23 protein-coding genes are annotated in these 26,306 nt (G+C 39.1%); 13 read left to right on the top strand and 10 right to left on the bottom strand.

Annotation, left to right across the window (positions count from 1 at the left end):
- Positions 1 to 339: 339 nt before the first annotated feature.
- Positions 340 to 2,550, bottom strand: coding sequence for a RelA/SpoT family protein (locus PMEL_RS11200; protein ID WP_120175341.1), 2,211 nt, complete (start codon positions 2,548 to 2,550; stop codon positions 340 to 342).
- 147 nt (positions 2,551 to 2,697) lie between these two features.
- On the opposite strand from PMEL_RS11200, the gene PMEL_RS11195 reads away from it, so the two are divergent.
- Positions 2,698 to 4,215 (top strand): DUF4301 family protein, encoded by a 1,518-nt coding sequence (locus PMEL_RS11195; protein WP_120175340.1) that lies wholly within the window; start codon positions 2,698 to 2,700, stop codon positions 4,213 to 4,215.
- A gap of 329 nt (positions 4,216 to 4,544) precedes the next feature.
- A complete protein-coding gene (rho, locus tag PMEL_RS11190; RefSeq protein ID WP_120175338.1) occupies positions 4,545 to 6,500 on the top strand; it encodes a transcription termination factor Rho in 1,956 nt (651 codons plus the stop codon).
- Positions 6,501 to 6,976: 476 nt separating this feature from the next.
- On the opposite strand, the gene PMEL_RS11185 is transcribed toward rho, so the two are convergent.
- Together PMEL_RS11185 and PMEL_RS11180 are read right to left on the bottom strand one after the other, a co-directional pair.
- The gene (locus PMEL_RS11185; protein WP_120175337.1) at positions 6,977 to 8,245 is read right to left on the bottom strand and encodes a DUF5103 domain-containing protein; all 1,269 of its coding nucleotides are present in this window, start codon (positions 8,243 to 8,245) and stop codon (positions 6,977 to 6,979) included.
- Positions 8,242 to 8,688 carry a hypothetical protein gene (locus PMEL_RS11180; protein WP_120175336.1) on the bottom strand — a complete coding sequence of 149 codons (447 nt, stop codon included), beginning with the start codon at positions 8,686 to 8,688 and terminating at the stop codon, positions 8,242 to 8,244. The genes PMEL_RS11185 and PMEL_RS11180 overlap by 4 nt, the downstream gene beginning before the upstream one ends.
- Positions 8,689 to 8,861: 173 nt before the next feature.
- Here PMEL_RS11180 and galE point away from each other — a divergent pair, with 173 nt between their 5' ends.
- From galE to PMEL_RS11160, 4 genes are all read left to right on the top strand, one after another.
- Positions 8,862 to 9,899: a UDP-glucose 4-epimerase GalE gene (gene galE / locus PMEL_RS11175; RefSeq protein WP_120175334.1), complete on the top strand. Its 1,038-nt coding sequence runs from the start codon at positions 8,862 to 8,864 to the stop codon at positions 9,897 to 9,899.
- Between the two features lie 569 nt (positions 9,900 to 10,468).
- Complete coding sequence (locus PMEL_RS11170) at positions 10,469 to 11,062, top strand: TetR/AcrR family transcriptional regulator (RefSeq protein ID WP_004359820.1); 594 nt, start codon at positions 10,469 to 10,471, stop codon at positions 11,060 to 11,062.
- A gap of 77 nt (positions 11,063 to 11,139) precedes the next feature.
- Entirely contained in the window at positions 11,140 to 11,886 is a 747-nt protein-coding gene (gene fabG / locus PMEL_RS11165; RefSeq protein ID WP_120175332.1) for a 3-oxoacyl-[acyl-carrier-protein] reductase, read from the top strand.
- 213 nt (positions 11,887 to 12,099) lie between these two features.
- Positions 12,100 to 12,771 (top strand): RluA family pseudouridine synthase, encoded by a 672-nt coding sequence (locus tag PMEL_RS11160; RefSeq protein WP_120175330.1) that lies wholly within the window; start codon positions 12,100 to 12,102, stop codon positions 12,769 to 12,771.
- Positions 12,772 to 12,959: 188 nt separating this feature from the next.
- Here PMEL_RS11160 and mltG read toward each other — a convergent pair whose 3' ends face one another.
- Positions 12,960 to 13,994, bottom strand: a complete 1,035-nt coding sequence (gene mltG, locus PMEL_RS11155; RefSeq protein WP_120175329.1) for an endolytic transglycosylase MltG — start codon at positions 13,992 to 13,994, stop codon at positions 12,960 to 12,962.
- Positions 13,995 to 14,152: 158 nt separating this feature from the next.
- Between mltG and PMEL_RS11150 the strand changes: the two genes are divergently transcribed.
- The gene (locus PMEL_RS11150; protein ID WP_120175328.1) at positions 14,153 to 14,797 is read left to right on the top strand and encodes an HAD family hydrolase; all 645 of its coding nucleotides are present in this window, start codon (positions 14,153 to 14,155) and stop codon (positions 14,795 to 14,797) included.
- Between the two features lie 246 nt (positions 14,798 to 15,043).
- Here the strand turns inward: PMEL_RS11150 and rlmH are convergent, their stop codons facing one another.
- The 4 genes from rlmH to PMEL_RS11130 all read right to left on the bottom strand — a co-directional run bounded on the left by rlmH (position 15,044) and on the right by PMEL_RS11130 (position 17,482).
- Positions 15,044 to 15,514: a 23S rRNA (pseudouridine(1915)-N(3))-methyltransferase RlmH gene (rlmH, locus tag PMEL_RS11145; protein WP_120175326.1), complete on the bottom strand. Its 471-nt coding sequence runs from the start codon at positions 15,512 to 15,514 to the stop codon at positions 15,044 to 15,046.
- A gap of 1 nt (position 15,515) precedes the next feature.
- On the bottom strand, positions 15,516 to 16,079 hold the full coding sequence (locus PMEL_RS11140; protein WP_120175325.1) for a Maf-like protein: 564 nt from the start codon (positions 16,077 to 16,079) through the stop codon (positions 15,516 to 15,518).
- A gap of 11 nt (positions 16,080 to 16,090) precedes the next feature.
- The gene (locus PMEL_RS11135; RefSeq protein WP_120175553.1) at positions 16,091 to 16,609 is read right to left on the bottom strand and encodes a KdsC family phosphatase; all 519 of its coding nucleotides are present in this window, start codon (positions 16,607 to 16,609) and stop codon (positions 16,091 to 16,093) included.
- 75 nt (positions 16,610 to 16,684) lie between these two features.
- The gene (locus PMEL_RS11130; protein ID WP_120175323.1) at positions 16,685 to 17,482 is read right to left on the bottom strand and encodes a Rossmann-like and DUF2520 domain-containing protein; all 798 of its coding nucleotides are present in this window, start codon (positions 17,480 to 17,482) and stop codon (positions 16,685 to 16,687) included.
- 131 nt (positions 17,483 to 17,613) lie between these two features.
- On the opposite strand from PMEL_RS11130, the gene kdsB reads away from it, so the two are divergent.
- The 5 genes from kdsB (at position 17,614) to pyrF (ending at position 22,943) form a co-directional block, all read left to right on the top strand.
- The gene (kdsB, locus tag PMEL_RS11125; protein WP_120175322.1) at positions 17,614 to 18,354 is read left to right on the top strand and encodes a 3-deoxy-manno-octulosonate cytidylyltransferase; all 741 of its coding nucleotides are present in this window, start codon (positions 17,614 to 17,616) and stop codon (positions 18,352 to 18,354) included.
- A gap of 664 nt (positions 18,355 to 19,018) precedes the next feature.
- On the top strand, positions 19,019 to 20,182 hold the full coding sequence (locus PMEL_RS11120) for an AIR synthase-related protein (RefSeq protein ID WP_120175321.1): 1,164 nt from the start codon (positions 19,019 to 19,021) through the stop codon (positions 20,180 to 20,182).
- 136 nt (positions 20,183 to 20,318) lie between these two features.
- Positions 20,319 to 21,431: a peptide chain release factor 1 gene (prfA, locus tag PMEL_RS11115; RefSeq protein ID WP_120175320.1), complete on the top strand. Its 1,113-nt coding sequence runs from the start codon at positions 20,319 to 20,321 to the stop codon at positions 21,429 to 21,431.
- Positions 21,432 to 21,450: 19 nt separating this feature from the next.
- Positions 21,451 to 21,957 carry a flagellar biosynthesis protein FliQ gene (locus PMEL_RS11110; RefSeq protein WP_120175318.1) on the top strand — a complete coding sequence of 169 codons (507 nt, stop codon included), beginning with the start codon at positions 21,451 to 21,453 and terminating at the stop codon, positions 21,955 to 21,957.
- A gap of 158 nt (positions 21,958 to 22,115) precedes the next feature.
- Complete coding sequence (gene pyrF, locus PMEL_RS11105; protein WP_120175317.1) at positions 22,116 to 22,943, top strand: orotidine-5'-phosphate decarboxylase; 828 nt, start codon at positions 22,116 to 22,118, stop codon at positions 22,941 to 22,943.
- An 87-nt stretch (positions 22,944 to 23,030) separates the two neighbouring features.
- Here the strand turns inward: pyrF and PMEL_RS11100 are convergent, their stop codons facing one another.
- Both PMEL_RS11100 and PMEL_RS11095 read right to left on the bottom strand, forming a co-directional pair.
- Positions 23,031 to 23,810 (bottom strand): porin family protein, encoded by a 780-nt coding sequence (locus PMEL_RS11100; protein ID WP_120175316.1) that lies wholly within the window; start codon positions 23,808 to 23,810, stop codon positions 23,031 to 23,033.
- 78 nt (positions 23,811 to 23,888) lie between these two features.
- The gene (locus PMEL_RS11095) at positions 23,889 to 24,971 is read right to left on the bottom strand and encodes a PCMD domain-containing protein (protein WP_120175315.1); all 1,083 of its coding nucleotides are present in this window, start codon (positions 24,969 to 24,971) and stop codon (positions 23,889 to 23,891) included.
- A gap of 242 nt (positions 24,972 to 25,213) precedes the next feature.
- Between PMEL_RS11095 and PMEL_RS11090 the strand changes: the two genes are divergently transcribed.
- On the top strand, positions 25,214 to 25,921 hold the full coding sequence (locus PMEL_RS11090) for an SDR family NAD(P)-dependent oxidoreductase (protein WP_120175314.1): 708 nt from the start codon (positions 25,214 to 25,216) through the stop codon (positions 25,919 to 25,921).
- Positions 25,922 to 26,306 lie beyond the last annotated feature (385 nt).

Below are 26,306 nucleotides of genomic sequence, written 5' to 3'. Positions count from 1 at the left end.
TAATAGCACTTCAATTAAGCATCTATTGGCTTCTAAAAGATGCTCTTTTGAGGTCTAACTAACGCCCTTTTGAAGTCCAACTAAGCACCTTTTGAAACACACCTTCATAACATATTGATAATCTGAAGGTTACAAGAAGCCTACAAAAGGCTGTTTTTTCCCTTTAATTCAGCGATTAACAGCTATTCTTTTGTAACAAAATTTCATACAAGCAAACTGCAATTATATAGTCAACCAGTCCACCAAATAACTTATAAATAAGATTGCTATAAATAAAAAAGCCCCCATTCTCTCCGCAATAATAGGGCAGAGAATGAGGGCAGAACATATTTGATTATTTTATATTCTCATTACTTCCTTAACGCCCTTCACTGTTCTAAGTTTCTTGATGAGCATATTCAACTTGGAATTATCATCAAGGAGAACAACGAGGTTACCAGAGAAAAGGCCGTCATTCGAATCAATATTGATAGATCGCATCACTATCTTCTCATCTTTTGAGATAATATTTGAAATGTTGCTCACAATACCGATGTCGTCATTACCAATAACACGCAGGGTGATAGCATACTGAGATGTTCCCTTACCGCTCCAACGTGCTTTGACAACTCGATAGCCAAAACGCTTGCGCATCTCAGGAGCATTCGGGCAATCATTGCGATGAATCTTTATACCTCCACTAACTGTTACAAAGCCAAAGACTGGATCGCCATAGATAGGATGGCAACACTTAGCAAGTGAGAAGTCCAAACCTTTAAGGTTTTGATCGATGACGAGAACATCATCATTCTTCTTCAAATACTCTGTTGTAGGATTCTCAAACTCAAAGTTCTCTGCACTCTCAGCCTCCTTTGGCTGATTAAGGTTATGAACATGGTTGTAAGCCTTCTGATACTCCTCAATAACATGGTTAGGATCAAGCTTCTCATCAGCTATCTGCTTATAAAATTCAGATACCTCTTTGAAGCCCAACTTACGAATGAGATATCCCATTGTAGAGTCTTCAATCTCTATCTTCTTATTCTTAAACCTACGTTCAAGCAGTTCTTTAGCATAAAGGCCATCCTTAATCTGCGTTTCTTTTAACGCAAGACGAATCTTTGACTTTGCACGTGATGACTTACAGATATTTAACCAATCACGATTAGGCTTTTGCGTTGTTGAAGTTAGAATCTCTACAGAATCACCACTATGTAACTCGGTACGGAACGAGACATTCTTGCCATTTATCTTTCCACCAACACATTGATTTCCTACCTTAGAGTGAATGTGATAAGCAAAATCGAGAACCGTCACACCCTTTGGAAACTTTAACAGGTCACCCTTTGGAGTAAAGACATATATCTCCTTTTCATAAAGATCAGACTTAAACTCGTCCATCACCTCAAGGTTATTACCCGCCTCAAGTGCTGAACGAATAGATGCTAACCAACTATCCATTCCGCCTTCAGCCTTCACCCCCTTGTATCTCCAGTGTGCAGCAAGTCCATGTTCAGCAATCTCATCCATACGTTCCGTACGAATCTGTACTTCTACCCACTTCTTGTCAGGACCAAGCACAGTGATATGTAGACATTCGTAACCATTAGACTTTGGTACAGAAAGCCAATCACGGAGTCGCTTTGGATTAGGCTGATACATATCCGTCACTATAGAATATGCCTGCCAACACTGCATTTTCTCCTTGTCTTCTGGTGAATCAAGAATGATACGAATGGCAAAGAGGTCATAAATACCTTCAAAGCCACACTTCTGCTTCTTCATCTTCTGCCAGATAGAATGGATTGACTTCGTTCTTCCCTTAATATGGAATTTAAGCCCAGCAGCTTTAAGTTGCTCACTAACAGGAGTGATAAAGCTACTAATATAAGCATCACGCACCTTCTTTGTTGCGTTCAACTTGTCTTTTATATGATAGTAAGCATCATGCTCAAGATACTTCAAAGAAAGGTCTTCTAACTCACTCTTCAGCTGATATAAACCTAACTTATGTGCCAGAGGAGCGTAAAGATAACTTGCTTCTTCAGATACTTTTCGCTGTGCTTCCTTATTTTCAACGTCACGAATCTGCCTCATAAGGTTGACACGGTCAGCTATCATAATCAAGATAACACGCATATCTTCTGCGAAAGACAGCAGAAGGTTTCGGAAGTTTTCACTCTCAATAACAGGTGTTTTCTTATAAAGTGTCTGAACACGTATAAGCCCATGAATAATCTTCGATACACCATCACCATACAACTTACTGATTTTATCAAGTGTAAGGATTTCCTCCTGGACACTTTGATACAGAAGAATTGCAATGACAGAGTCACGATTCAAACCGATATCCTTAACTGCAATAGCCGCAGTCTGCAAAGAGCAAAGAATAGGGTTAAGCCCGAATACATTGCGTTGGATACTATTATCCGACACAACCTTACCCAGATGGTCACGAAGTTTAGGAAGATCAGTCTCATAAAACGTTTGCCCGAGTGTCTCTTTTAGTCCTTCGAGTATCTGTTCAGATAACTCTCTTTCTTTATCCGTATAAATGAATTTCTCTTCCATAGGCACAATACATTCTATTATTTTTCAGAGGCAAAGATACAAAGAAAATCGATATTATTAAGAATTAATGTGTCAAATAGTTTCTTTATTTCGGTTTAATTCGTTATTTTTGCAGTAATAATACAATCTTTTTAATACCTTACTATTATGTTGAAAAAAGAAGACCTAAAACAGATTCATGATAAAGGAATAAGTGAAGAACAGATAAATAGACAGTTGGAAGACTTCAAGAGAGGTTTCCCATATCTGAAACTTGAAGGTGCGGCAACACCTAAAAAGGGTGTTACAGTACTTGATAAGGAAGCTTGTGAAACAGCTTGTCGCACATGGCAAGACTATCAAACTGATGGCCATAAAGTGGTTAAGTTCGTTCCAGCTTCTGGTGCAGCCAGTCGTATGTTCAAAGATCTTTTTGCTTTTCTCAACGGAAGTAACGAGGCACCTGTAAGTGATTTTGAAAAGGAGTTCTTCTCTAATATTCATCAGTTTGCTTTCTTTAAGGAGTTATCAGCTAAATGTCAGCAGCTGGAAGGTAAGACTATCGATGAGTTAGTAGCAGAGGGACGATACAAAGCGGTTGTTGCTACGCTATTAAATAAGGAAGGATTGAATTACGGACAGCTACCCAAGGGATTACTGTTGTTCCATTCTTATGACGATGGAATGCGTACCCCAATGGAAGAACACTTGGTTGAAGCTGCTCGCTATGCAGAAAGTAATAAGCAAGCACACGTACATTTCACCGTATCACACGAACATCTGGAGTTTTTCAAACAAAAGGTAGCAGACAAGCAGGCAGGATTTGAAGCAAAGTTTGGTGTTAACTTTGATATTTCTTTCTCTGAACAGAAGCCAAGTACAGACACAATTGCAGTAAATCTTGACAATACTCCTTTCCGTAATGAGGATGGCTCCTTATTGTTCCGTCCAGGTGGTCATGGTGCATTGATTGAGAATTTGAATGATTTGGATGCTGAAGTTGTCTTCATTAAGAATATTGATAACGTCGTACCAGACCGCTTGAAGGAAGAAACTATCAGTTGGAAAATGATTATTGCAGGTACACTTGTAGCCTTACAAGAGCGTGCTTTTCTTTATCTTCACAAACTAGAAAAAGGGAACTGTACACGTACAGAACTGGAAAAAATAGTTAATTTCTTGCAAAACGAGCTTTCTTGCGAGAAGCATGATGTGTCTTTGCTTGACGATACAGCACTCGCAGAATACCTATATAAGAAACTAAATCGTCCAATACGTGTATGCGGCATGGTAAAGAATGTGGGTGAACCAGGTGGCGGTCCATTCCTTGCTTATAACCAAGATGGCACTGTTAGCCTTCAGATTCTTGAGAGTTCGCAGATTGATAAGAATGATGAAGCATCAATGAAGATGTTTACAGAAGGTACACACTTCAATCCTGTTGACCTTGTTTGCGCTATCAAAGATTATAAGGGCAATGCGTTTGACTTGACAAAGTATGTCGACAAGTCAACAGGTTTCATCAGTTCGAAATCAAAGAATGGCCGTGAGCTTAAGGCTTTAGAACTCCCTGGCTTATGGAATGGTGCGATGAGCGATTGGAACACAGTCTTTGTAGAAGTACCACTCGGCACTTTCAATCCTGTAAAGACTGTCAACGACCTTCTGCGTGAGCAGCATCAGTAAGCATTTTAATTGTAGGACTTCATTAAGTTCATAATAAACTCAATTATTCCCAACCCTTGGAATTTCGATTTCCAGTGGTTGGGAATATTGTTATACACAATTGCTATAAATTAAATATTTGACATACAGATACGACCTCTCCACCTAATGAATCCTAAACATACACATATTAAATCCTCTTTATCAATAGAATAATATCAAAAAAGATAAGAGAAATCTTGTAAGGTTCAAATAAAAATTATACCTTTGCGGCACAAAAGACACATTTAATGACGTTTCACCTTATGAAACGTCAACACTATCAAATGTAATTTCCCATACATATTTATATGTTAAGCAAAGAAGAATTATTAGAGAAAGAAGTTTCTGAGCTTGAAGCTATTGCTCAGAGCACTGGTACCGCTTATTCACCTGGAGATGATAAGGACAAGCTCGTTTATGCTATCCTTGACCATCAGGCAGAAGAGGCGGGTACTGCACATCCCTTAGAATCAAAGCGTAAGCGTACCAGAATAGCACGAAAAGATACCGACAGGGTTTATTCGGTACATGGTGAAGAAGGGGAAAATTTCGATGTACAAAAGAATAAAAACACGGCTACAAGTCAGCCATCATTATTCAAAGAGTTACCTGACTCAAAGAACGAAAAGACTGAAGAGAAATCTCCAGAAGAAATATTAGCATCCATTCCTAAGCATCGTGGTCGTAAATCTAAGGCTGAGTTAGAAGCTATTGCTGCCGCTGAAGCTGCTATTAAAGCAAAAGCAGAAGAAGCACAGCAGGTAGAAGAGCCTGTAGAGGAAGCACCAGTAGAGAATGTAGAGCCATCTGCTCCAGAGGATTTCATTCCAGAGGATCAGTTCTCTAACGTACAACCTCAGGAAGAGAGTGAAGGTAAAGAAGAACTATTAGCACGCCTTCAGGAAAAGGTTAATGCACATAATATGAATATGGAACCTGCAGGTTACCAAGTATTACCTGATGGCGTATGGGTAGGTGACCCTGGAGATGGTACTGATTTTATTCCAGTTGTTGACCTACCAATAGAGGACCAGGGTATTGTTCCAAACTATGACATGTTTGATCAACCAACAACTCCTGCGCAGATACCATCTGCTCCTGTCTATGATAATGCTCCAGTAGCAAATAATGCAACCTATGATTTCTCTGACATTATCAAGGCAAACGGTGTTCTTGAGGTAATGCCTGATGGCTATGGCTTCCTCCGTTCAAGTGATTATAACTACTTGTCATCACCTGATGATGTATATATTGCAAATCATCAGATTAAGCAGTTCGGCTTAAAGACGGGTGATGTTGTAGAGTGCCACGTACGTCCACCACATGAGGGTGAGAAGTATTTCCCACTGACAAGCATTGATAAGATTAACGGTCGTAAGCCTTCTGAGGTGCGTGACCGTATTCCATTCGAGCATCTTACACCGCTCTTCCCTGAGGAGAAGTTCACTCTCTGTGGTGATCCTCGTACAACCAATCTTTCAACACGTATTGTAGATCTTTTCTCACCAATCGGTAAGGGACAGCGTGCTTTGATTGTTGCTCAGCCAAAAACGGGTAAGACTATCTTGATGAAGGACATTGCAAATGCCATTGCAGCCAACCATCCAGAGGCTTACTTGATGATGCTCTTAATTGATGAGCGTCCTGAGGAGGTTACCGATATGGCACGCACAGTAAATGCTGAGGTCATTGCTTCAACATTTGATGAGCCTGCAGAACGCCACGTAAAGATTGCTGGTATCGTTTTAGAAAAGGCAAAACGCATGGTTGAGTGTGGTCACGATGTCGTTATCTTCCTTGACTCAATCACTCGTTTGGCACGTGCTTATAACACCGTTGCACCAGCATCTGGTAAGGTCTTGACTGGTGGTGTGGACGCCAATGCATTGCAGAAGCCAAAGCGTTTCTTCGGTGCTGCTCGTAATATTGAGGGTGGTGGCTCTCTGACCATCATTGCAACAGCCTTGATTGATACAGGTTCTAAGATGGATGAGGTTATCTTTGAGGAATTCAAGGGAACTGGTAACATGGAGTTGCAGCTTGACCGTAGCTTAAGCAACAAGCGTATCTTCCCAGCTGTTAACTTGGTTGCTTCAAGTACACGTCGTGATGACCTCTTGCAGGATCGCACAACACTTGACCGTATGTGGATTCTCCGTAAGTACATTGCTGATATGAATTCTATTGAGGCAATGAACTCTATCCACGACCGCATGAGACGTACAGAGAACAATGAGGAGTTCCTGTTGTCAATGAATGATTAATGAAATTAAACTACTAAACTTGCTTTTCTCTTGAGAAAAGCTGTTTTATAGTCTTAAGTAAATAGTAAAAGTGTATCAAAAGTATGAAACGATATCGTTTCCTTTTGATACACTTTTTTTTGTTTATATGCTGTTTCTAACAAATACAGAAGACACTCCTTTTGTCCTAAATTTTCAAACCCTCCTTTTTAAAAGATGCTTAATAGCATTCGAATTAACGCCTAATTAACTTGCAAAAGATGCCCTTTTGAACCCTTACTAACGTCCTTTTGAACCCCTACTAAGCACCTTCTAAAACACAACTTTACAAACCACTGATAGGCTGATAGTTACAAAGACATTTCAAAACCATGATTTTTCATGTTTATAAACGCCAAACACAACAAATTATGTAATGATTTTTCTAAAACCAAAACACTAAATTGTGATTGAATTAAAACATAAAAATCACATTGATACAACAATGGATTTATGTCTCACTTCTTGATAAACCTAACATTTGAATAGCCAACAAGTTTATCAGTACGCCCTCCTTGCGGACGGAAATAAACAAGTGCTTGATAGCTATTTTCAGTTTGATAATGGCTATTGTCAACTCTAAAAGACGAGAGCCTACCTTGTTCATCTGCGGCAAGAAACTGATAATTATAATAACCTAACTTCAAAGGGACGACCGCCTCATAGTAGCCACCTTCTGGATTATAAGTCATCTCATAAGCAGAAAGCAGGCGGTCATAAGTCCAATCACCATTCAGAAATATCCTGTAAGGGTAGGGGGAAGGTGTATTTAGTTGAAAATGAGTCAGCATATAGTCGCTGGTCGTATTTATCTCTACATTATCAGAGTTACGTATCAAGAACGCACCATCAGCATCTTCATCATATAGGTAATTAGTGAAAGGGGCAGTAGGGAAGAGATAGGCATGAAAATTCTTGCCGTCCCAACCAATTCTATCTACACCCATAGAAGTAACATCAGTTGAGAGAATCTCAAACTTCCTATATTCATTGCCTGCCCAAAAGATATAATCCAGATTATGCGACCATCGCAAACTATTTGACATGACATATTGTGGTTTGCTATTCCAACGAGCATCAAGCCAGTTACGATTTTGTAATACGACTGTCTTAATCTGCTGTTGTGGATTACTTACCGTATAGTTTCCATAATCCACCTGCATCTCCGCTTGCTGATATTCACGATTTATCGACTTATCAGTTTGTGTCGTAATATTCAATCTAACACCCATAGAACTCTCTGCAGGCTCTGTAAGCATAAAACAAGCCGTAAGTAAAGGGCGGTCAGAACTATTATCATCGTCATCATATACATAAAGACGATAATTACCAGACAATTTAGGACGACACTTATCATTCGGAATATCCAAATGATAATGTGTATAAAGTGTATTCGTAAGCGTGGATTCCTTTACATCATCTATTGTGTTTCCAGCAATAAAACCATCTATGATATCGCTTTCAAAGAGTCCGACAGAAGGTTTCCAATCTGCCTCACAATGTTCTAAACGATATGTCAAACGGCGGTAAGTATGCGTAAGATCATCAAAATCTATACTTATCTTTCCGCCATTGAGAATCATGATAGGCAAGTCCATCCACTTCTGATTAGCAACAACCTGTAATGAACGAATATTCTCGTCATTGATTTGATGTCGTTGTGCAAAAATCGGAAGAGGGAAAAGACAAGCTAAACAATAGGTGAATATAAAGACTAATCGCTTCATTCTTCTTTGTTTAATAAATCTTTAAGGAAGCTATCGAGGTCATTATCTAAATCATGCATAAGGTCGCCACCAATAATAACAATGTCGTCATCAACAAGATAAAGCTCAGAAATATTATTCCTATCATCATCTTCAAGGATGAAACTATAAGGCTTCATGATTGACATATTCTCAATTACATCCTTTATACGATTGATTTCTGAACGCAAGATGCAAGCTGCTTCCTGATAGAAATTATCACTCTTATTGTCTATCCATTGACCTATGACACAGCGAGTAATCTCATTATCGCTATCGTCAAAAGCCATAAGATCACCACTATCTTGCGATACACGCAGATGAATATCTGTCATTGGCATATCACTATCATTAGCAGTAAATTTCTGTGCTACTTTCTTCAAAAAGCGCTCAACTTGTTGCTGGGTCTGTTCAGTTCCTATCATGTCCTTGGTATATGTTTATTTATAACAATGGCAAATATACAAAAAGTTTTCGATTTTGTATATATCAACACATTTTTTTACGCTCTTTTTTTGATGGTTATAAAAAAAACACTATCTTTGCAACATAACTCATTGAGATAAAAGAGCCTATAAATAAGGAAAAACTAAATAAAATGAAACAAACAATTCTTGTTACTGGTGGAACAGGATTCATTGGTTCACACACAAGTGTTGAGCTGATAGAAGCTGGATATGAGGTCGTTATTGTTGACGACTTGTCAAACTCTAAGATTGAAGTATTAGATGGTATAGAGAAGATAACGGGTGTTAGACCAGCTTTCGAACAGGTTGATCTTCGTGATCGTGAGGCAACAGAAAATGTCTTCCGTAAATATCCAAAGATTGAAGGTATTATTCACTTTGCTGCTTCAAAGGCAGTAGGTGAGAGTGTACAACTACCTTTGATGTATTATAGAAACAACATTGTTTCATTGTTAAACCTCTTAGAGTTGATGCCAGAGTACAACGTTAAGGGAATTATCTTCTCAAGTTCTTGTACTGTTTATGGTCAACCAAAGCCTGAGAACCTCCCAGTTACAGAGGATGCTCCACATCAGAAAGCTACCTCTCCATACGGTAATACCAAGGAAATCAACGAACAGATTATCTTAGATTATATTCATAGCGGTGCTGATATTAAGAGTATCGTATTGAGATATTTTAATCCTATCGGCGCACACCCATCTGCATTGATTGGTGAGTTGCCAAATGGTGTGCCTAATAACCTGATTCCTTTTGTTACACAGACAGCTATGGGTATCAGAAAAGAGTTGACCATCTTTGGTAATGATTATAACACACCTGATGGTACATGTATCCGTGACTACATCTATGTTGTTGACTTAGCAAAGGCACACGTAGCAGCAATGGCACGTGTACTTGACCAGGATACAGAGAAGATTGAGTATTTCAACGTTGGCACTGGTAGTGGTAACTCTACAAAGGAGATTGTTGATACCTTTGAAAAGGCTACCGGTGTTAAGGTAAACTGGAAGTATGGTCCACGTCGTGAAGGCGATATCGAAAAGATTTGGGGCGATTGCACCAAAGCCAACACAGTATTGGGTTGGAAAGCAGATACGCCATTGGCTAATGTTCTCGCAACTGCTTGGAAATGGCAGGAGAAGCTCAGAGAAGACGGAATTATGTAGAAATCACTTTTTACGATTAATAATATCTATATTAGTAAACAAAAAACAATATTGCAGGTGTATCCTGCTTTATTTTGTGTTTGTGTTGTTGTTATCCCTCGATGTGAATCGAGGGATAATTTTTATACTTTTAATTCTGTCTTATCATCACTCAATGCTGTATAATAAACATTTACTCTATAATTACTCTTTATTGTATTCAACCTTATCTATAACTACAATAAAGTATCTCTCTATTCATTTTTAAGCAATGTGTTGTTACCCAACACAAGTGGTGTTCATACTCAACACTATTGGTGCTGAGGGGTAAATGCATTGCAAAATATTGATAGGAGAGGAATGATTTATATAATAATCAATAAGAAAATCAAAGCTATTATCAACTATTCGATTAAGGCTTTTTATACTTCTCAAGGACTATATTAAGGTAAAATAGAACAACCTTAAGGATAAAAAGATTAAAAAAGAAGAATTTTTGTCCGTATAAATTTGCGAATTTGGGATATAATCTATACTTTTGCACATAAGATTTGCGCTGTGCAAATAACTAAATAGATAATTACAAGGGTATGTCAATATCAAAAACTAGACAAAAGCTTGTTGATGTAGCACGCCAACTTTTTGCAAAAAATGGCATTGCCAACACAACGATGAATGACATCGCTAAGGCTTCAGGTAAAGGTAGACGTACGCTCTATACTTACTTTAAGAGTAAGGATGACGTGTATTATGCTGTGATTGAGTCGGAGCTGGAACGCTTGTCAGATAAGTTGGACGAAGTAGCTGCAAAGAATATCAGCCCTCAGGATAAAATCATCGAACTTATTTACACTCATCTTAGTATGATTAAAGAAACTGTGATGCGTAATGGTAATCTACGTGCAGAGTTCTTTAGGAATATATGGATGGTAGAGAAGGCGCGAAAGAATTTTGATGAGGACGAAATCGAGCTCTTCCGTAAGGTTTATTCTGATGCCAAGGAAGATGGAGATTTTGATATTGAAAACGTTGAACTTGTAGCGGACATCACACACTATTGTATCAAAGGACTCGAAGTTCCATTTATCTATGGTCGCTTAGGTCATGGACTAACAGAGGAGTCTTCACGTCCACTTGTTGCTAAAGTTGTGTATGGCGCATTAGGAAAGAGCGGACTGAAATAAACCATTATTCTATCATGTGATTTCAGTCAGCTTGCTTATTCATAAACTTATAAACTAACAATATAAATCAAAACAACATGAAATTATTGGAAGGTAAGACAGCCCTGATTACAGGTGCTGCACGTGGTATTGGTAAGGCTATCGCATTGAAGTTTGCAGAGGAGGGTGCAAACGTTGCATTCACCGACCTCGTTATCGACGAGAATGGCAAAGCAACTGAGGCAGAGATTGCTGCTTTTGGTGTTAAAGCTAAGGGTTATGCAAGTAATGCTGCAGACTTCGCACAGTCTGAAGAGGTTGTAAAGCAGGTTAAGGAGGAGTTCGGTTCTATTGATATCCTCATTAATAATGCTGGTATTACAAAGGATGGTCTTATGCTTCGTATGACTGAGCAGCAGTGGGATGCTGTTATCGCAGTAAACCTTAAGAGTGCCTTCAACTTCATTCACGCTTGTGTACCAGTAATGATGCGTCAGCGTGGCGGTAGCATTATCAACATGGCGAGTGTTGTTGGTGTTCATGGTAATGCTGGTCAGGCTAACTATGCTGCATCAAAGGCTGGTATGATTGCTTTGGCTAAGAGCGTTGCTCAGGAGATGGGGCCTAAGGGTATTCGTGCAAATGCTATTGCTCCAGGTTTCATTGATACAGCTATGACACAGGCTTTGGACGACGATATTCGTAAGGAATGGACTTCAAAGATTCCTCTCCGTCGTGGTGGTACTGTTGAAGATATTGCAAACACAGCTGTTTACCTTGGTTCTGAACTGTCAAGCTATGTTACAGGTCAGGTTCTCCAGGTTGACGGTGGTATGAATATGTAAAGCTTCTTCCCTCCCTCCTAACAGCAATGCTGGAAGGGTAGGGAGGGAAGGATATAATTTGCTTCTATAATCTCTTTGACTCATTAAAATAGTTAGGTTAACTTTTCTTTTAACGCATACATCACAGATAAAAGACATTATATAAGCTTTTTCTCTATAATTGTTAATACTGATAATCTTTTATTATAGCTCTCAATAAAGACATTTCTTACTATGGAAGTACTTTACGAAGATAATCATATCATCATCGTCTACAAAGAGGCAGGCGAGATAGTACAAGGCGATAAAACAGGTGATGAACCTTTATCAGAGATTGTCAAACAATGGATAAAGGAGAAATACCAGAAACCAGGAAATGTATTTTTAGGTGTTGTCCATAGACTTGACCGCCCTGTAGCAGGATTAGTTGTCTTTGCCAAGACATCAAAAGCACTTACAAGGCTAAACGATATGTTCCGTAATGGTGAGGTACATAAGACTTATTGGGCTATTGTTACGCGTCCACCATTTGAAACAGAAGCAACACTAACAGACTGGCTTGTACGTAATGAGCGACAAAATAAGAGTTACGCTTATAATCATCAGGTCCCAACTTCTAAGAAATCTATCTTACATTATAAAGTAATCAACCAGTCAGAACGTTACACACTATTAGAGATTAATCTGATGACAGGCCGTCATCATCAGATTCGTTGCCAGCTATCTAACATGGATTGTCCTATAAAAGGCGATTTGAAATATGGTGCTCCACGTTCTAACCCAGATGGAAGTATCTGCTTGTTGAGCCACCGCGTTGAATTTATTCACCCTGTTTCAAAGGAGAAGATTTGTATAGAATCACCGCTGCCTAAAGATAATCTTTGGCAAGCAATAGGTAATTTCTAATAGAGAAGTCTAATTTTAGTAAGACAGATAGCCCCAACTTTCGTTGGTTTTTAACATCCGCACAATATGTGCGAGGCATAGACACAATATATGCGAAGCGTCAGCACAATACGTGTGAGGCATCGCACATGATAAAATAAAGTATTAAAACATCGGGATAAGGTAGTCTGATAAACTATATTATCTCCTTAATTTATACCACGTTCATTCAAAGCTTTAGCATACTTTGCAGCATTCACTTGATGCTCTTCGTATGTCTTGGCAAAGTTGTGTGTACCACTAAAATCCTCCTTAGCACACATGTAGATATAATCATGATGAACATAATCCAATACAGCATCAATAGCTGCCACTGAAGGAATACGAATCGGTCCAGGAGGAAGACCACGATATTTATAGGTATTATACGGATTATCAACTGTAAGCCACTTCTGATAGATACGGCGAGCAGTAAAGTTCTTTGTCGCAAACTTTACTGTTGGGTCTGCCTGCAATGGCATATTAATATGTAGACGATTGATATACATACCTGCAATCTTTGGCATCTCAGCCTCATTGTCAGTTTCTTCGTCAACAATACTTGCAAGCGTTACAATCTCACTTTCAGTGAAACCCGCCTGTTTTGCCTTCTCTTTACGCTCAAAGTTCCAGAACTTCTTGTTCTCCTCACTCATCTTATCGAGGAACTTATCAACAGATGTATTCCAATAGAAATCGTATGTATTAGGAATAAACATTGCTGGAATAGTTTCTGGAGTAAAACCATATTTCTTACAAACCTCCTTTGATTGAAGACGTGAAAGGAGTTCTGAACGTGAGAACATTAGCTTTTCGCTCACATCAGTGGCAAGATCTTCAATTGTTCTTACTGATCTAATCGTAATCTTCACAGGTGCTTGAAGACCATTAATGATATGACGTGAAGTTTGAAGAGAACCTGATGACCCTACAACATATCTACCTGGGCGAATATTGTCTGCATAGCCCATAACTCCTGCAAGCTGCTTAAATACCCAAAAGCCCTGAGGAGTAGAGATTGGTTGAAGCTTAACATATACAGAGTCTATGTTATCATCCTCATCAATGAGAACGTATTCTTCTTTTCCAGTACGGGACATTCCCGAGAAGAAGAGAAAGTATGCTACACCTGCTAATATCGCAAAAATTGCAACAATAATCCAACGGGATGATTTTCCCTTATTCTTTCCTTTAGATTTTGCCATCGTCTTTACTTTATAATTCTGAAATGCAAAGGTACAATTTTAAAGTACAAAACGAGCAATGACATGCGACTTTGATTATACTTTTTTGAAATTTAAGAGAAAAGATAAGCCATTGTCTGTATAATTGTGTACTTTTGTCTGAGGTAAACAAAAGGATAATGAAAGAATTTGATACATATATCTTTGATTTAGATGGTACGCTGCTAAGTACATTAAACGACTTAGCTGCAAGTACAAATTACGCACTTCGCTGGGCTGGAATGCCAGAACGAACAATAGAAGAAATACGTATGTTTGTGGGAAATGGAGTAAAACTACTCATGGAACGGGCTATTCCTAATGGTAGTAATAACCCTAAATTTAAGGAGACATACGCCAAGTTTCGTGAACATTATATGGAGCATAACCTTGACACAACCTGCTCATACGAAGGTATTCCAGAGTTATTAAGCGAATTAAAGCATCACGGCAAGAAACTTGCTATTGTGAGTAATAAGTTCTATGCAGCAACACAAGACCTTGCAAAACATTTCTTTCCTGACACAATAGAGGTCGCAATAGGAGAGCGCGAAACTATTAGAAAGAAGCCAGCACCAGACACCGTGTTAGAGGCTCTTCGGCAATTGGGCGTATCAAAGGAAGGTGCTGTGTATATTGGTGACAGTGATGTAGACATAATGACAGCCAAAAACTGCGGATTACCATGTATCAGTGTACTTTGGGGTTTTCGTGATAAAGATTTCTTGATACAGCATGGCGGGACTATATTTGTAGACAAACCAACAGACATTCTCTATGATTAATATAGTAACTTATCCTTACTTGCTATATATGAAGTCAAAAGAACTTCAAATATAGTAATTCTTTTTTATATTTATCTACTTTAGAAAAGAATACTAATAGGGTTTACAAAAACCTATTTATCATAACTACCATTATCTTAGGAACAACAAACACGTTCTGTGTTAACGCTCAGCACACATAGTGTTGTTGGTAAACACCATGTGTGCTGGACGTAAAAACATTGAATAAAGTTGGTAAATTAGAAATTACTCATGGTGATATGGTTCACCTTTAATAATTGTACAAGCACGATAAAGTTGCTCTGTAAAGATGAGTCTGACCATCTGATGCGAGAAAGTCATACGTGATAATGAGATTTTTTCATTGGCACGTGCATAAACATCTGAGGAAAAACCATACGGTCCACCAATAATAAAAACAAGTCGACGAGCCGTGTTTTGTTTTTGTTTCAGCCAATTAGCATATTCAACAGAACGAAATTCTGCACCATGTTCATCTAACAATACGACCGTATCAGAAGGCTGAATTTCTTTCAAAATCAATTCACCTTCCTTTTGTTTTTGTTGATCTTCAGAAAGGCTTTTCGTATTTTTTAATTCTGGGATTGTAGTAATACTAAATGGCATATAATGCTCAATACGACTGACATAATCATCTATACCAACCTTAAATATCTTACTCTGCGTTTTCCCTACAAGGATGAGAATTGTTTTCATATTACAACTTCTTTATTTCTTCCCACAGTCTTTGCACAGGCAATCCCATAACATTAAAATAGCTACCGTTGATTGATGTAACTCCAACATAGCCAATCCATTCCTGAATACCATAAGCTCCTGCTTTATCGAAAGGCTTGTAATGCTCAATATAATAGTTAATTTCATCCTCTGAAAGCTGCTTGAAAGTAACGTCAGTTGTCACTGAAAAAGCATGTTCCTTATCACTTGTTAACAAACAAACACCCGTAATAACCTGATGCGTTCTACCGCTGATAAGCTGAAGCATACGACGTGCATCCTCCGCATCCTTAGGCTTTCCAAGTACTTCATCTCCAACTATTACCACCGTATCAGCCGTAATAACAAGGTCGCCCTCCCCTATCAAGGCACGATAGGGGGCTGCCTTCTCACGAGAAATATAGCCCGCTACTTCAGCAGCAGGTAGATTATCAGGATAAGACTCATCAATATTAGGCAGTACTTTTACCTCAAACTCCAAGTCCAACCCTGCTAAAAGTTCTCGTCTACGAGGCGAATTACTCGCAAGTATAATATGCTTCATTATTTTACAATTTACCAACCAAAGGCCTTTTCATTCAACACCCATTTCCCTTGCGCCTTCATCACCTGCTCAAGAATATCACGTGCAACGCCATATCCCCCCTTACAATCACTGATATAGGTTGATATCTCTTTGATTTCTGCACAAGCATCTTTTGGACAACAAGGGCAGCCAGCACGTTTCATCACTTCATAATCTGGGATGTCATCACCAACGTAAATGATCTCATCTTCCTTCAAATCATACTTCTTAAGGAACTCTTCCCAAGTGCGTATCTTTACCGAACAGCTAATATAAACATCCTTAACGCCAAGGTATTCATAACGAAAACGGATATTCTCATTATGTCCACCCGTCATAATAGCAAGCTGTAATCCATGTTTTACAGCCAGTTGTATAGCATAACCATCTTTGATATTAATCGTGCGAAGTGGCTCTCCCTTATCATCCATTTGAATAGTAGAAGCAGACAATACACCATCAACATCAAAGACAACAGCCTTTATCTTCTTTAAATCGTAGTTTATCATATCATTATAAACATTCAATTAATATTATAATCAGCTATAATACAATCAATTATACTTACTTATTAGAGTATATTATTAATCTATTTTATCTAAAGTAGAACCTTCCAAGAGTGGATTAATACCCTTTGAAAGCATTTTATAAAGCTCTTGTAAATCCGTTCTATCACTCATCAACTCCAATTGTTGACTCATAACATTCTTATCTCCACGCACCGCAGGTCCAGTCTGCGCCTCCTTAGGACTAATATTCTGTATCTTCTCTGTTGTCTCATTAATCAATGGCAACATCACGTCGAATGGTATACCATGCTCACTGAGAATATCAGAAGCTACCGTATAACAGTAATTTGTAAAGTTACAAGCCCAAACAGCAGCTAAATGTAGATACTTTCTATCTGCAGAAGACAGCCTTATCACACGCTGAGATAGTTTATTGGCAAGACTTCTAATAACCTCTGCTGTTTCTGCTGAATCACCTTCAATAAACACTGGTATATTCTCAAAACATACATCCTTCGCCTTAGAAAATGTCTGCATAGGGTAAAACACACCATAATGTAGTGCCTTTCCTTCAAAACAACTCATTGGCATTGAGCCTGCTGTATGGAGAAAAAGCTTATCTCCCCTACCCTTACAGACCTCTGTAATCAGTTCACTGAGAGCACTATCTTTCACTGAGAAGATATAAACATCAGCTTCATCGCGAAGTGCTTTTATATCTGTTAGCCACTCTGCCTCAAGCAATTCACCTAACGTTCGGGCAGACTCTTCAGTACGACTATACACTTGACTGATAGTGACACCAGTCTTCTTCAACGATTTACCCAACTGTGTGGCAAGATTACCAGCACCAATCAATGTAACCTTCATCATGCCAACAAATTTAATAATTTTAAAGGAAATATGTCGGGAAGTCATCGCCTTTTTAATAAAGATTTACTACTTTTGCGCATACTGGCACATTAAACCAGTAGTATATTAAACTTAAACAGATAGAAACACGTATGAAATTTATTGGAATTATCCCTGCTCGCTATAGCTCTTCACGCTTTCCTGGCAAACCTTTAGCAATACTTGGAGGAAAAGCTGTAATAGAACATGTTTACAGACAAGTAAGTAGCATAATGGAAGATGTATTTGTTGCTACAGACGACCAGCGTATCTACGATGCTGTAGAGTCGTTTGGCGGTAAGGCAATAATGACTCGCACCGACCATCAGAGTGGCACAGACAGAATCTGCGAAGCACTCGACAAAGTGGGGGGAGACTTTGATATCGTTATCAACATACAAGGCGATGAACCTTTCATACAGAAAAGTCAGCTTGAAACTGTTATGCAGTGTTTTGACGACCCACGTACACAGATTGCAACACTCGGCAAACCTTTTGAGTCAATGGAGGCTGTAGAGAATCCTAATTCACCTAAGATTGTACTCGACAACGATGGCTATGCACTTTATTTCTCTCGCTCAGTCATTCCGTTTGTACGTGGTAAGGAGAGCGAAGAATGGCTTTCGAATTTCCCATTCCTCAAACATATTGGACTCTATGCTTACCGCACAGAAGTACTTCGTGAAGTAAGTCGTCTCCCACAATCACCACTTGAATTAGCAGAAAGTCTTGAACAGCTACGCTGGTTACAGAACGGATATAAAATAAAGGTAGGTCTTACGGATGTTGAAACCATTGGTATTGATACACCAGAAGACCTTCAGCGAGCTGAAGAAAAATTAAATAACCTATAAAAACATAGGCTAAAAGCATAAGAAACAAACTTCAGTCCAATCCATCTAAAAACCATATCAAATACTTTTGTCCGAACGTTGCTTAATTTGTTAGACACGTTCGGACAAAATAACACAAATAAAGATGGCTAAAGCATGGGCGCATGCAAAGGAAATTTTATTACAAAACACAGCCTAATTTTATCTTAAATAACGGCCTAAAAGCACCTTAACCTTCACCGCTATAATCAACTAATAATCAAACCATTACAAACCACTATTTCAAAAGATGCTTAATTAGCTTCTTAAAGGGCGTTAGTAAGACCTCAAAAGGGCATCTTTTGCAAGCCAAAAGGGCGTCTTTTCAAAGCCAAAAGAGCATCTATCGGCATCTCACATACAAATTATTTTTTACAATCAAGACTTTGACTCGAGAAAAAGAATACTATCTTTTACACACAAAACTATATTAACTTGCAACCTCCATTACCAACAAAAAACACTAATTAGTCAACACAGACAATAAGATAATATCTATCTACGATAGAAGTTCAAAACAACTATAAAAGTCGGCAACATATTTTTCAAGCAATAAAAGCCCTCTTTTAGCTGAAATTTATGCTTTAATTCAACTGATAATCAACAAATATTAGCTACCTTTGCACAAGAAAACTCCTTTTAAGATATGAACAACAGATACATGATGCGCGGCGTAAGTGCTGCTAAGGAAGATGTGCATAATGCCATCAAGAACATTGACAAAGGTCTTTACCCACAGGCTTTCTGTAAGATTATCCCTGATATTCTTGGTGGAGACCCAGAGTATTGCAACATTATGCACGCTGATGGTGCTGGCACAAAGTCTGCCTTGGCTTACATGTATTGGAAGGAAACAGGCGACCTTAGCGTATGGCGTGGTATTGCACAGGATGCTATCGTAATGAATACGGACGACTTGCTCTGTGTGGGTGCAGTAGACAACATCCTTGTTAGCTCAACCATTGGTCGTAATAAGATGCTTGTACCAGGCGAGGTTATCTCTGCTATCATCAATGGTACTGACGAGCTCTTGGCTGATATGCGCAAGATGGGCATCGGCATCTACCCTACTGGTGGTGAGACAGCTGATGTCGGTGACCTTGTTCGTACGATTATCGTAGATTCTACTGTTACCTGCCGTATGCGCCGTGAAGATGTTATTGACAATGCAAACATCCGTCCAGGCGATGTGATAGTAGGTCTTTCATCTACTGGTCAGGCGACATACGAGACACGCTATAATGGTGGTATGGGAAGCAATGGTCTGACTTCTGCACGCCATGATGTATTTGCTAAATATCTTGCCGAGAACTATCCAGAGAGTTATGACCACGCTGTACCAGAAGATTTAGTGTACAGTGGTAAGTATAAACTAACCGATGCTGTTGAGGGAAGTCCTATCAATGCAGGTGAGTTGGTACTCTCTCCTACTCGTACTTACGCTCCTGTTATCAAGCGATTATTAGACGAATTGCGTCCAGAGGTTCATGGTATGGTACATTGTACAGGTGGTGCACAAACTAAAGTACTACACTTCGTAAATGAGAATTGCCGTGTCGTCAAAGACAATATGTTCCCAGTACCTCCACTCTTCCGTGCTATCAAGGAGTGTAGCGGTACAGACTGGAAGGAGATGTATCAGGTCTTCAACATGGGACATCGCATGGAAATCTACGTTCGTCCAGAGGTTACTGAGCAGGTTATTGCCATCAGCAAGGAGTTCAACATCGATGCACAGATTGTCGGACACATCGAAGAAGGCAAGCGCAGCTTGACGATTAAGAGCGAGTTTGGTACATTTGAATATTGATAATTCACAACTGTAAATTCAGAATTTACAATTAGGAAAATATTATTCTCCTAACATGAGAATAGGATTCTTCATGTATCAGATTATTTCTGATTGTGGATGTTGAACGATAGGTTATAAATTTAACTAAAAGATTATGATAGATAACAACAATATATTACAAAAACTCGACGGACTTGAGGCCCGTTATGAAGAAGTATCAACACTTATAACTGATCCTAATGTCATTGCTGATCAGTCACGTTATGTGAAGCTGACAAAGGAATATAAAGACCTTGGCGACATTATGGATGCTCGTCGCCGTTATATTAATTGTCTTACCACTATCAAAGAGGCAAAGGATATCATTGCTAATGAGAGTGATGCAGAGATGAAAGAGATGGCACGTGAGGAGTTATCAGAGAACGAAGCGCTTCAACCAGCACTCGAAGAGGAAATCAAGTTGTTGCTTGTACCAAAGGATCCAGAGGATGCTAAGAATGTTCAAATGGAGATTCGTGGTGGTGCTGGTGGTGATGAAGCTGCACTCTTTGCTGGTGATCTCTTCAATATGTACAAACGCTATTGTGACAAGAAGGGCTGGAAACTCTCTATCACAGCCGTATCGGAAGGTACTGCAGGTGGTTTCAAGGAGATTGACTTTGCCGTTGAGGGTGATAATGTCTATGGTACATTAAAGTATGAGTCAGGTGTTCATCGTGTACAACGTGTACCTGCCACCGAGACACAAGGTCGTATGCACACATCCGCTGCGACAGTAGCCGTATTGCCAGAGGCTGATAAGTTCGAAGTAAATATCAACGAAGGCGATATCAAGTGGGACACATTCCGTTCAAGTGGTGCTGGTGGTCAGAATGTAAATAAGGTTGAATCTGGTGTACGTCTGCGCTATCCATGGAAGAATCCTAACACGGGTGAGGTTGAAGAAATCCTTATCGAGTGTACCGAAACACGTGATCAGCCAAAGAATAAGGAGCGCGCATTGAGCCGTCTTTATACTTACATCTATGATCACGAGCATCAGAAGTATGTCGATGACATCGCAAGCCGTCGTAAGACTCTGGTATCAACTGGTGACCGTAGTGCCAAGATTCGTACATATAACTACCCACAGGGCCGTGTTACCGACCATCGTATCGGCTTCACAACTCACGACCTTCAGGGCTTCATGAATGGTGAAATCCAAGACATGATTGACGCTTTGACCGTAGCAGAAAATGCAGAAAAGTTGAAGGAAACAGAGTTGTAACAACCAATTTAAACTAAAAATGAACACAGAAACAAAACCAAAGAAAGAAAGCAAATTAGACATTGACAGCAACTATGATTTGCGACTTGTAAGCACGTTAAGCCCAGCATTTAGATGGGTTCTCACATTGCCAATAGCATTCATTGCAATGTTTGCTGTTCAGGTTGGATTTGGTACGCTCGTTAAACTCATCAATTCAAATTTACCGATGGGTGAAATTGTGAGTACTATTATGCTCAGTACTGTTATGCTGGCTAAGTATGCTATATTCGTAATTGCAGCAACATCAACTGCTCCAGTTGCACGAAATAAGAAGTTTATTGCAGCTATTGCAGCAGCATTTATTGGAGCATTACTATGTGTTGGCGGTACAGCAATCAGCCTTTCACTTTCTGTTTCAATTGATAAGACAATGTTAATCTCTACATTTGTAGCTTCTATTCTTGGTTTGTTATTAGGTGTATGGAAGGTTCGCAGCACAACTTCTAAACCTCTAACAGAAGAGAACAAAGCTTCGCAGCTATAAGAAGAAACTACAAGAAAAGCTATATCAAAATTTAGGGGCGTATGGTTCGTGTATCTGTTATACACAAAACTTACGGACACAAGAGCCATACGCCCCTTAAATTACTACTGATAATCATTTAATATACTCTTTTGATAAATTCTTAAAAGACGACCTTTATGAACAGACAACAGTTAATCAACGAAATCTTCACAAAAAAAACATTCTTATGTGTGGGACTTGACACTGATATTAACAAGATACCATCACACTTGAAGAATGAGGAAGATTCTATCTTTGCATTCAACAAGGCAATCATTGACGCAACAGCACCTTATTGCGTAGCCTACAAACCAAACCTTGCTTTCTATGAGTGCTATGGTTTGAAAGGTATGTTGGCATTTGAAAAGACCATTCAATACATAAAGGAAAACCATCCAAACCACTTTATCATTGCTGATGCTAAGCGTGGTGATATTGGCAATACCTCTAAGATGTATGCCCAGACTTTCTTCGAAGAATATAATCTTGACTCTGTTACCGTTGCTCCATACATGGGCGAAGACAGCGTAAAGCCTTTCCTTGAGTATGATGGAAAGTGGGTTATCCTCCTTGCATTGACAAGTAATAAAGGTAGCCACGACTTCCAGCTAACTGAAGATAATCAGGGTGAACGCCTCTTTGAGAAAGTCTTAAAGAAGTCACAGGAATGGGGAACAACCGAAAATCTCATGTACGTTGTAGGTGCAACACAAGGTAAGATGTTTGAAGACATTCGTCGTATAGCTCCAGAACATTTCCTTTTAGTACCAGGTGTTGGTGCACAGGGAGGTAGCTTACAGGAGGTTTGTAAGTATGGAATGACAAAGGATTGTGGTCTGTTGGTGAATTCATCACGTGGTATTATCTATGCAAGTACAGGTACAGACTATGCTGAAGTTGCTGCTATAAAGGCAAAAGAGCTGCAAGAAGAAATGGCTATTGAATTGGAACGTATTGCAAAATAACGATAACATACATCTAAAAGAAAAGGCTCAGTAGACAAACGAAAATGTTGTCGACTGAGCCTTTTTATTTATCTCCTATTTAGAACACTAAAAACGATATCCAAATCCGAGGTTAAGATAGATTGGATAAAGTCCGAAACTAATCGTCTTAAAATCACTTTCAAAGATGTTATTAAATGCCCATGTAAGGTCAGCATTAACTGTGAAGTGATTGAAAGCACGCCATGTTGCACCCAACTGACCACCCCATTGGAAGTGACGGAGATTAGAAGAGAAATCGTATGACGCTGTATTGCCATCCGCAAAGGTAAGTTTCTCACCCACTGGAGTACCTTCACGAAGATAACCATCACTCACGTTACCCGTAAACTGACCATCTAACTTGATAGCAGAGTAAAGCCCTGCACGCACCTTCCAGCGATCATTGAAACGATAGTTTGCCATAACAGGAACAGTGAGGAGGGTTGTATTATAGTTTGTCTTTACATAACCCGTCCAATAACCTTCCACACGACTACCATCATTGAGAATCTCCATGCTGTAGTTCTTCACGTTTGCACCAGTAATCATACCCTTTTCTTCAAACTTCAAACCTGTAGAAACACCCCATTTCTGCTCCTTACCAAGCCATTTAGTGACTGTTCCCTCCAGCGTTCCGTTGAATTTTGGACTATAACTACTAATCTCTCTGATTTCAACAGGCATAGGGAGAGGAGAGGCACCACCAATGTTTACACCAGCCTTCACCTCATATTCCCATCCATTATGCTCTGCAACACTCAGTACCGAGGTACGATCTGTTTGTGCAAAAACTGTCACTGTGCAACTCATAGCCGCAATTGCAACTGCTATAATATGTTGTCTCATTTGTTTTATTTTATCTTTAATATCTTTGTGTCAACTCTTAAACTATTAAACTCGTTAGTTGTTAACTCCAAACCACTATTACTCAGAGTACAACTTCAACTCATCCACATAGAGCGTACTACCCACAGCACCATTGAAAAAAGCACCATCCTTACTTGACGACATGATGATAGCAAGGCTATACCTACCATTCTTCAACTTCTCACTGTCTATAGTACGACCTGCTACAGGCTCGAATGAGATAGAGAAACGTGTCCATTCTTCTGTTTCCTTAGCATTCTTGAGCTGTGCAAGAAGGACAATACGATCACTTGTCAGTGAATTAGTACCATCAAGATATTCTACACCATCGCCAGTTTCAAAGAACACAGCATATATAGCAAGGCTATCCTTACGATCCTTAATCTCCTTTTTATCCTTATCTTGGAACTTCTCGCCAGCCTTGTACTTATAATAACCAATCAATTCCTTTGGTATCTTGTAGAATGGACGACCAAAGTGAGTTGACTTTGCAGGATTACCCATATCAATCTGGAAGTCACCTGTAAAGAGGTTACCTGCAGCTATCGGCGCACCAAACATAGCTCCAAGGAAACCCGTGCTAACGGTTGTCAGCTTCAGACACTTACCCACATAACCATTTTCTGCTTGACTTGTTGGGTATTCAGTTGCCTTACTATCACCCATAAGGAATGACACACCAGAGTTACCACTGCCCCACTCTGCAAGGTTACCATCAGCAGTCTTATCAACGAAAGTATGATACTTACTGGTAGAATCAACCTTAAGCGTTTCAAAATGAAAATCAGTAGCAATATCATTACTTACAAATGACACTTTATAAGTCTTCTTCCACTGACCGTCTTGTGAGGTCACGGTATAGCTTTGAGGCTGTGTAAAGTCTAATGCCGTACCACTTTCAGGTACTATCTTTGCACCTTCAGTAACATTGAATTTCGGTGCTAAGTTGGTTAAATCTTCCCAACCATTAACATAGAAGAGTACTTCATTATTCGTGATAACAGGCTTACGAACCAGCGTAGTTCCATCAACCGTTACATCTGTAATATCTGCTTCCGCATTTAAAGCTTCTTCCTTAATACAAGAAGAAAGCAACAATCCCGCCATCATAGCAAGGAACATAGATTTAATTAACTTCATTAAATAATCTCTTTTATTGATTGTAATATAGACAAATTGTCTTTGCAAAGGTACGTAAAAAAAACTATATAGAAGAGAGAGATTGATATATGATGACTCAAGCAAGGAACACACACATTATAATTATATACAGAATAAAGTCTTTTATGTAATTATATCTCAACATTAAAGATAATTCTCTCAATAAAATAATGTATCTTTGCAAGCAAATATATCACACTGATAAACATAGAAAAACAAATATGGCAAAAGTATTGGTAACAGGTGCTAACAAAGGTATTGGCTATGGCATCTGTAAGTTTTTAGGCAAAAGTGGCTGGCAGGTAATCGTTGGTGCGCGGAATAGTGAGCGTGCCGAGGAGGCGATGAAATCATTGAAAGCAGAGGGAGTTGACGTAATTGGCTGGCAATACGTCAATCTATCAGACAATGCTTCTTTGGAGGAAACTGCAAAAGAAGTAAAAGAGAAATATCATGACTTGGAACTATTGGTAAACAATGCTGGTATTCCTGGCGATATGGAAGTAGCAAGCTATGAATCAGAGTTGCAAGATGTAACAGACACCGTACAAGTGAATTACGTCGGAACATTCTGCTTGACAAAGGCACTTATCCCATTACTCTCTGCAAACAAAGGACGAATTGTGAACATAACCGTACCGTCTGATGTGAGTCCTTACTGGCACCCGATGGCTTACGTCGCCAGCAAAGCAGCACAGAATGCAATGACAAGCATTATGGCTATGGAGTTTGAAAAGAACAATATACCTGTTGAGATTTTCAATATTCACCCTGGTGCAACAACTACCGACTTGAATAATCATTATACAGGACCTGGTTCTCACTCGATAGATGTTGTCAGTGAGAAAATAGCAGAGGTCATAAATGATGGCAAAAAGCACCAAGGAGAGTTTGTTGAACTATATCCTATCGTAGACGAAGGACGATAGTTTTGGCTAAAAGAATAACTCTTTTGTTTTCTTCCGATAAACATTGCGATTATACTCCTCTACTCTCTACGCCATTGGTACCTCTGTTGCTCTGTGTGAGATTTATACCAAAAAGGAAAGAAATATATTGACAAAACAACCAAAGAAAAGGTGGGAAAATAGCTTAAGAGCAAGTTATTTTAACACACACGTAAGTTACTTGTTACCAAACAGTTGCAAAGATGGTTTTTAAAAGGTGCTTAGTAAGGTTTCAAAAGGGCGTTAGTAAGGCCTCAAAAGGGCATCTTTTGCAAGCCAATTGGGCGTTAGTTGCAAGCCGTTTGGTGGTCTTTGAAAAAATAATATGTGAAAAAATCGAACAAAAAGAGCATTCAGGAGTTTGCAG

It is taken from the genome of Prevotella melaninogenica, assembly GCF_003609775.1.
Lineage (GTDB): Bacteria > Bacteroidota > Bacteroidia > Bacteroidales > Bacteroidaceae > Prevotella > Prevotella melaninogenica_A.
The sequence above is the reverse complement of the archived record's forward strand: the minus strand, read 5'-3'. Positions and strand labels throughout refer to the sequence as shown.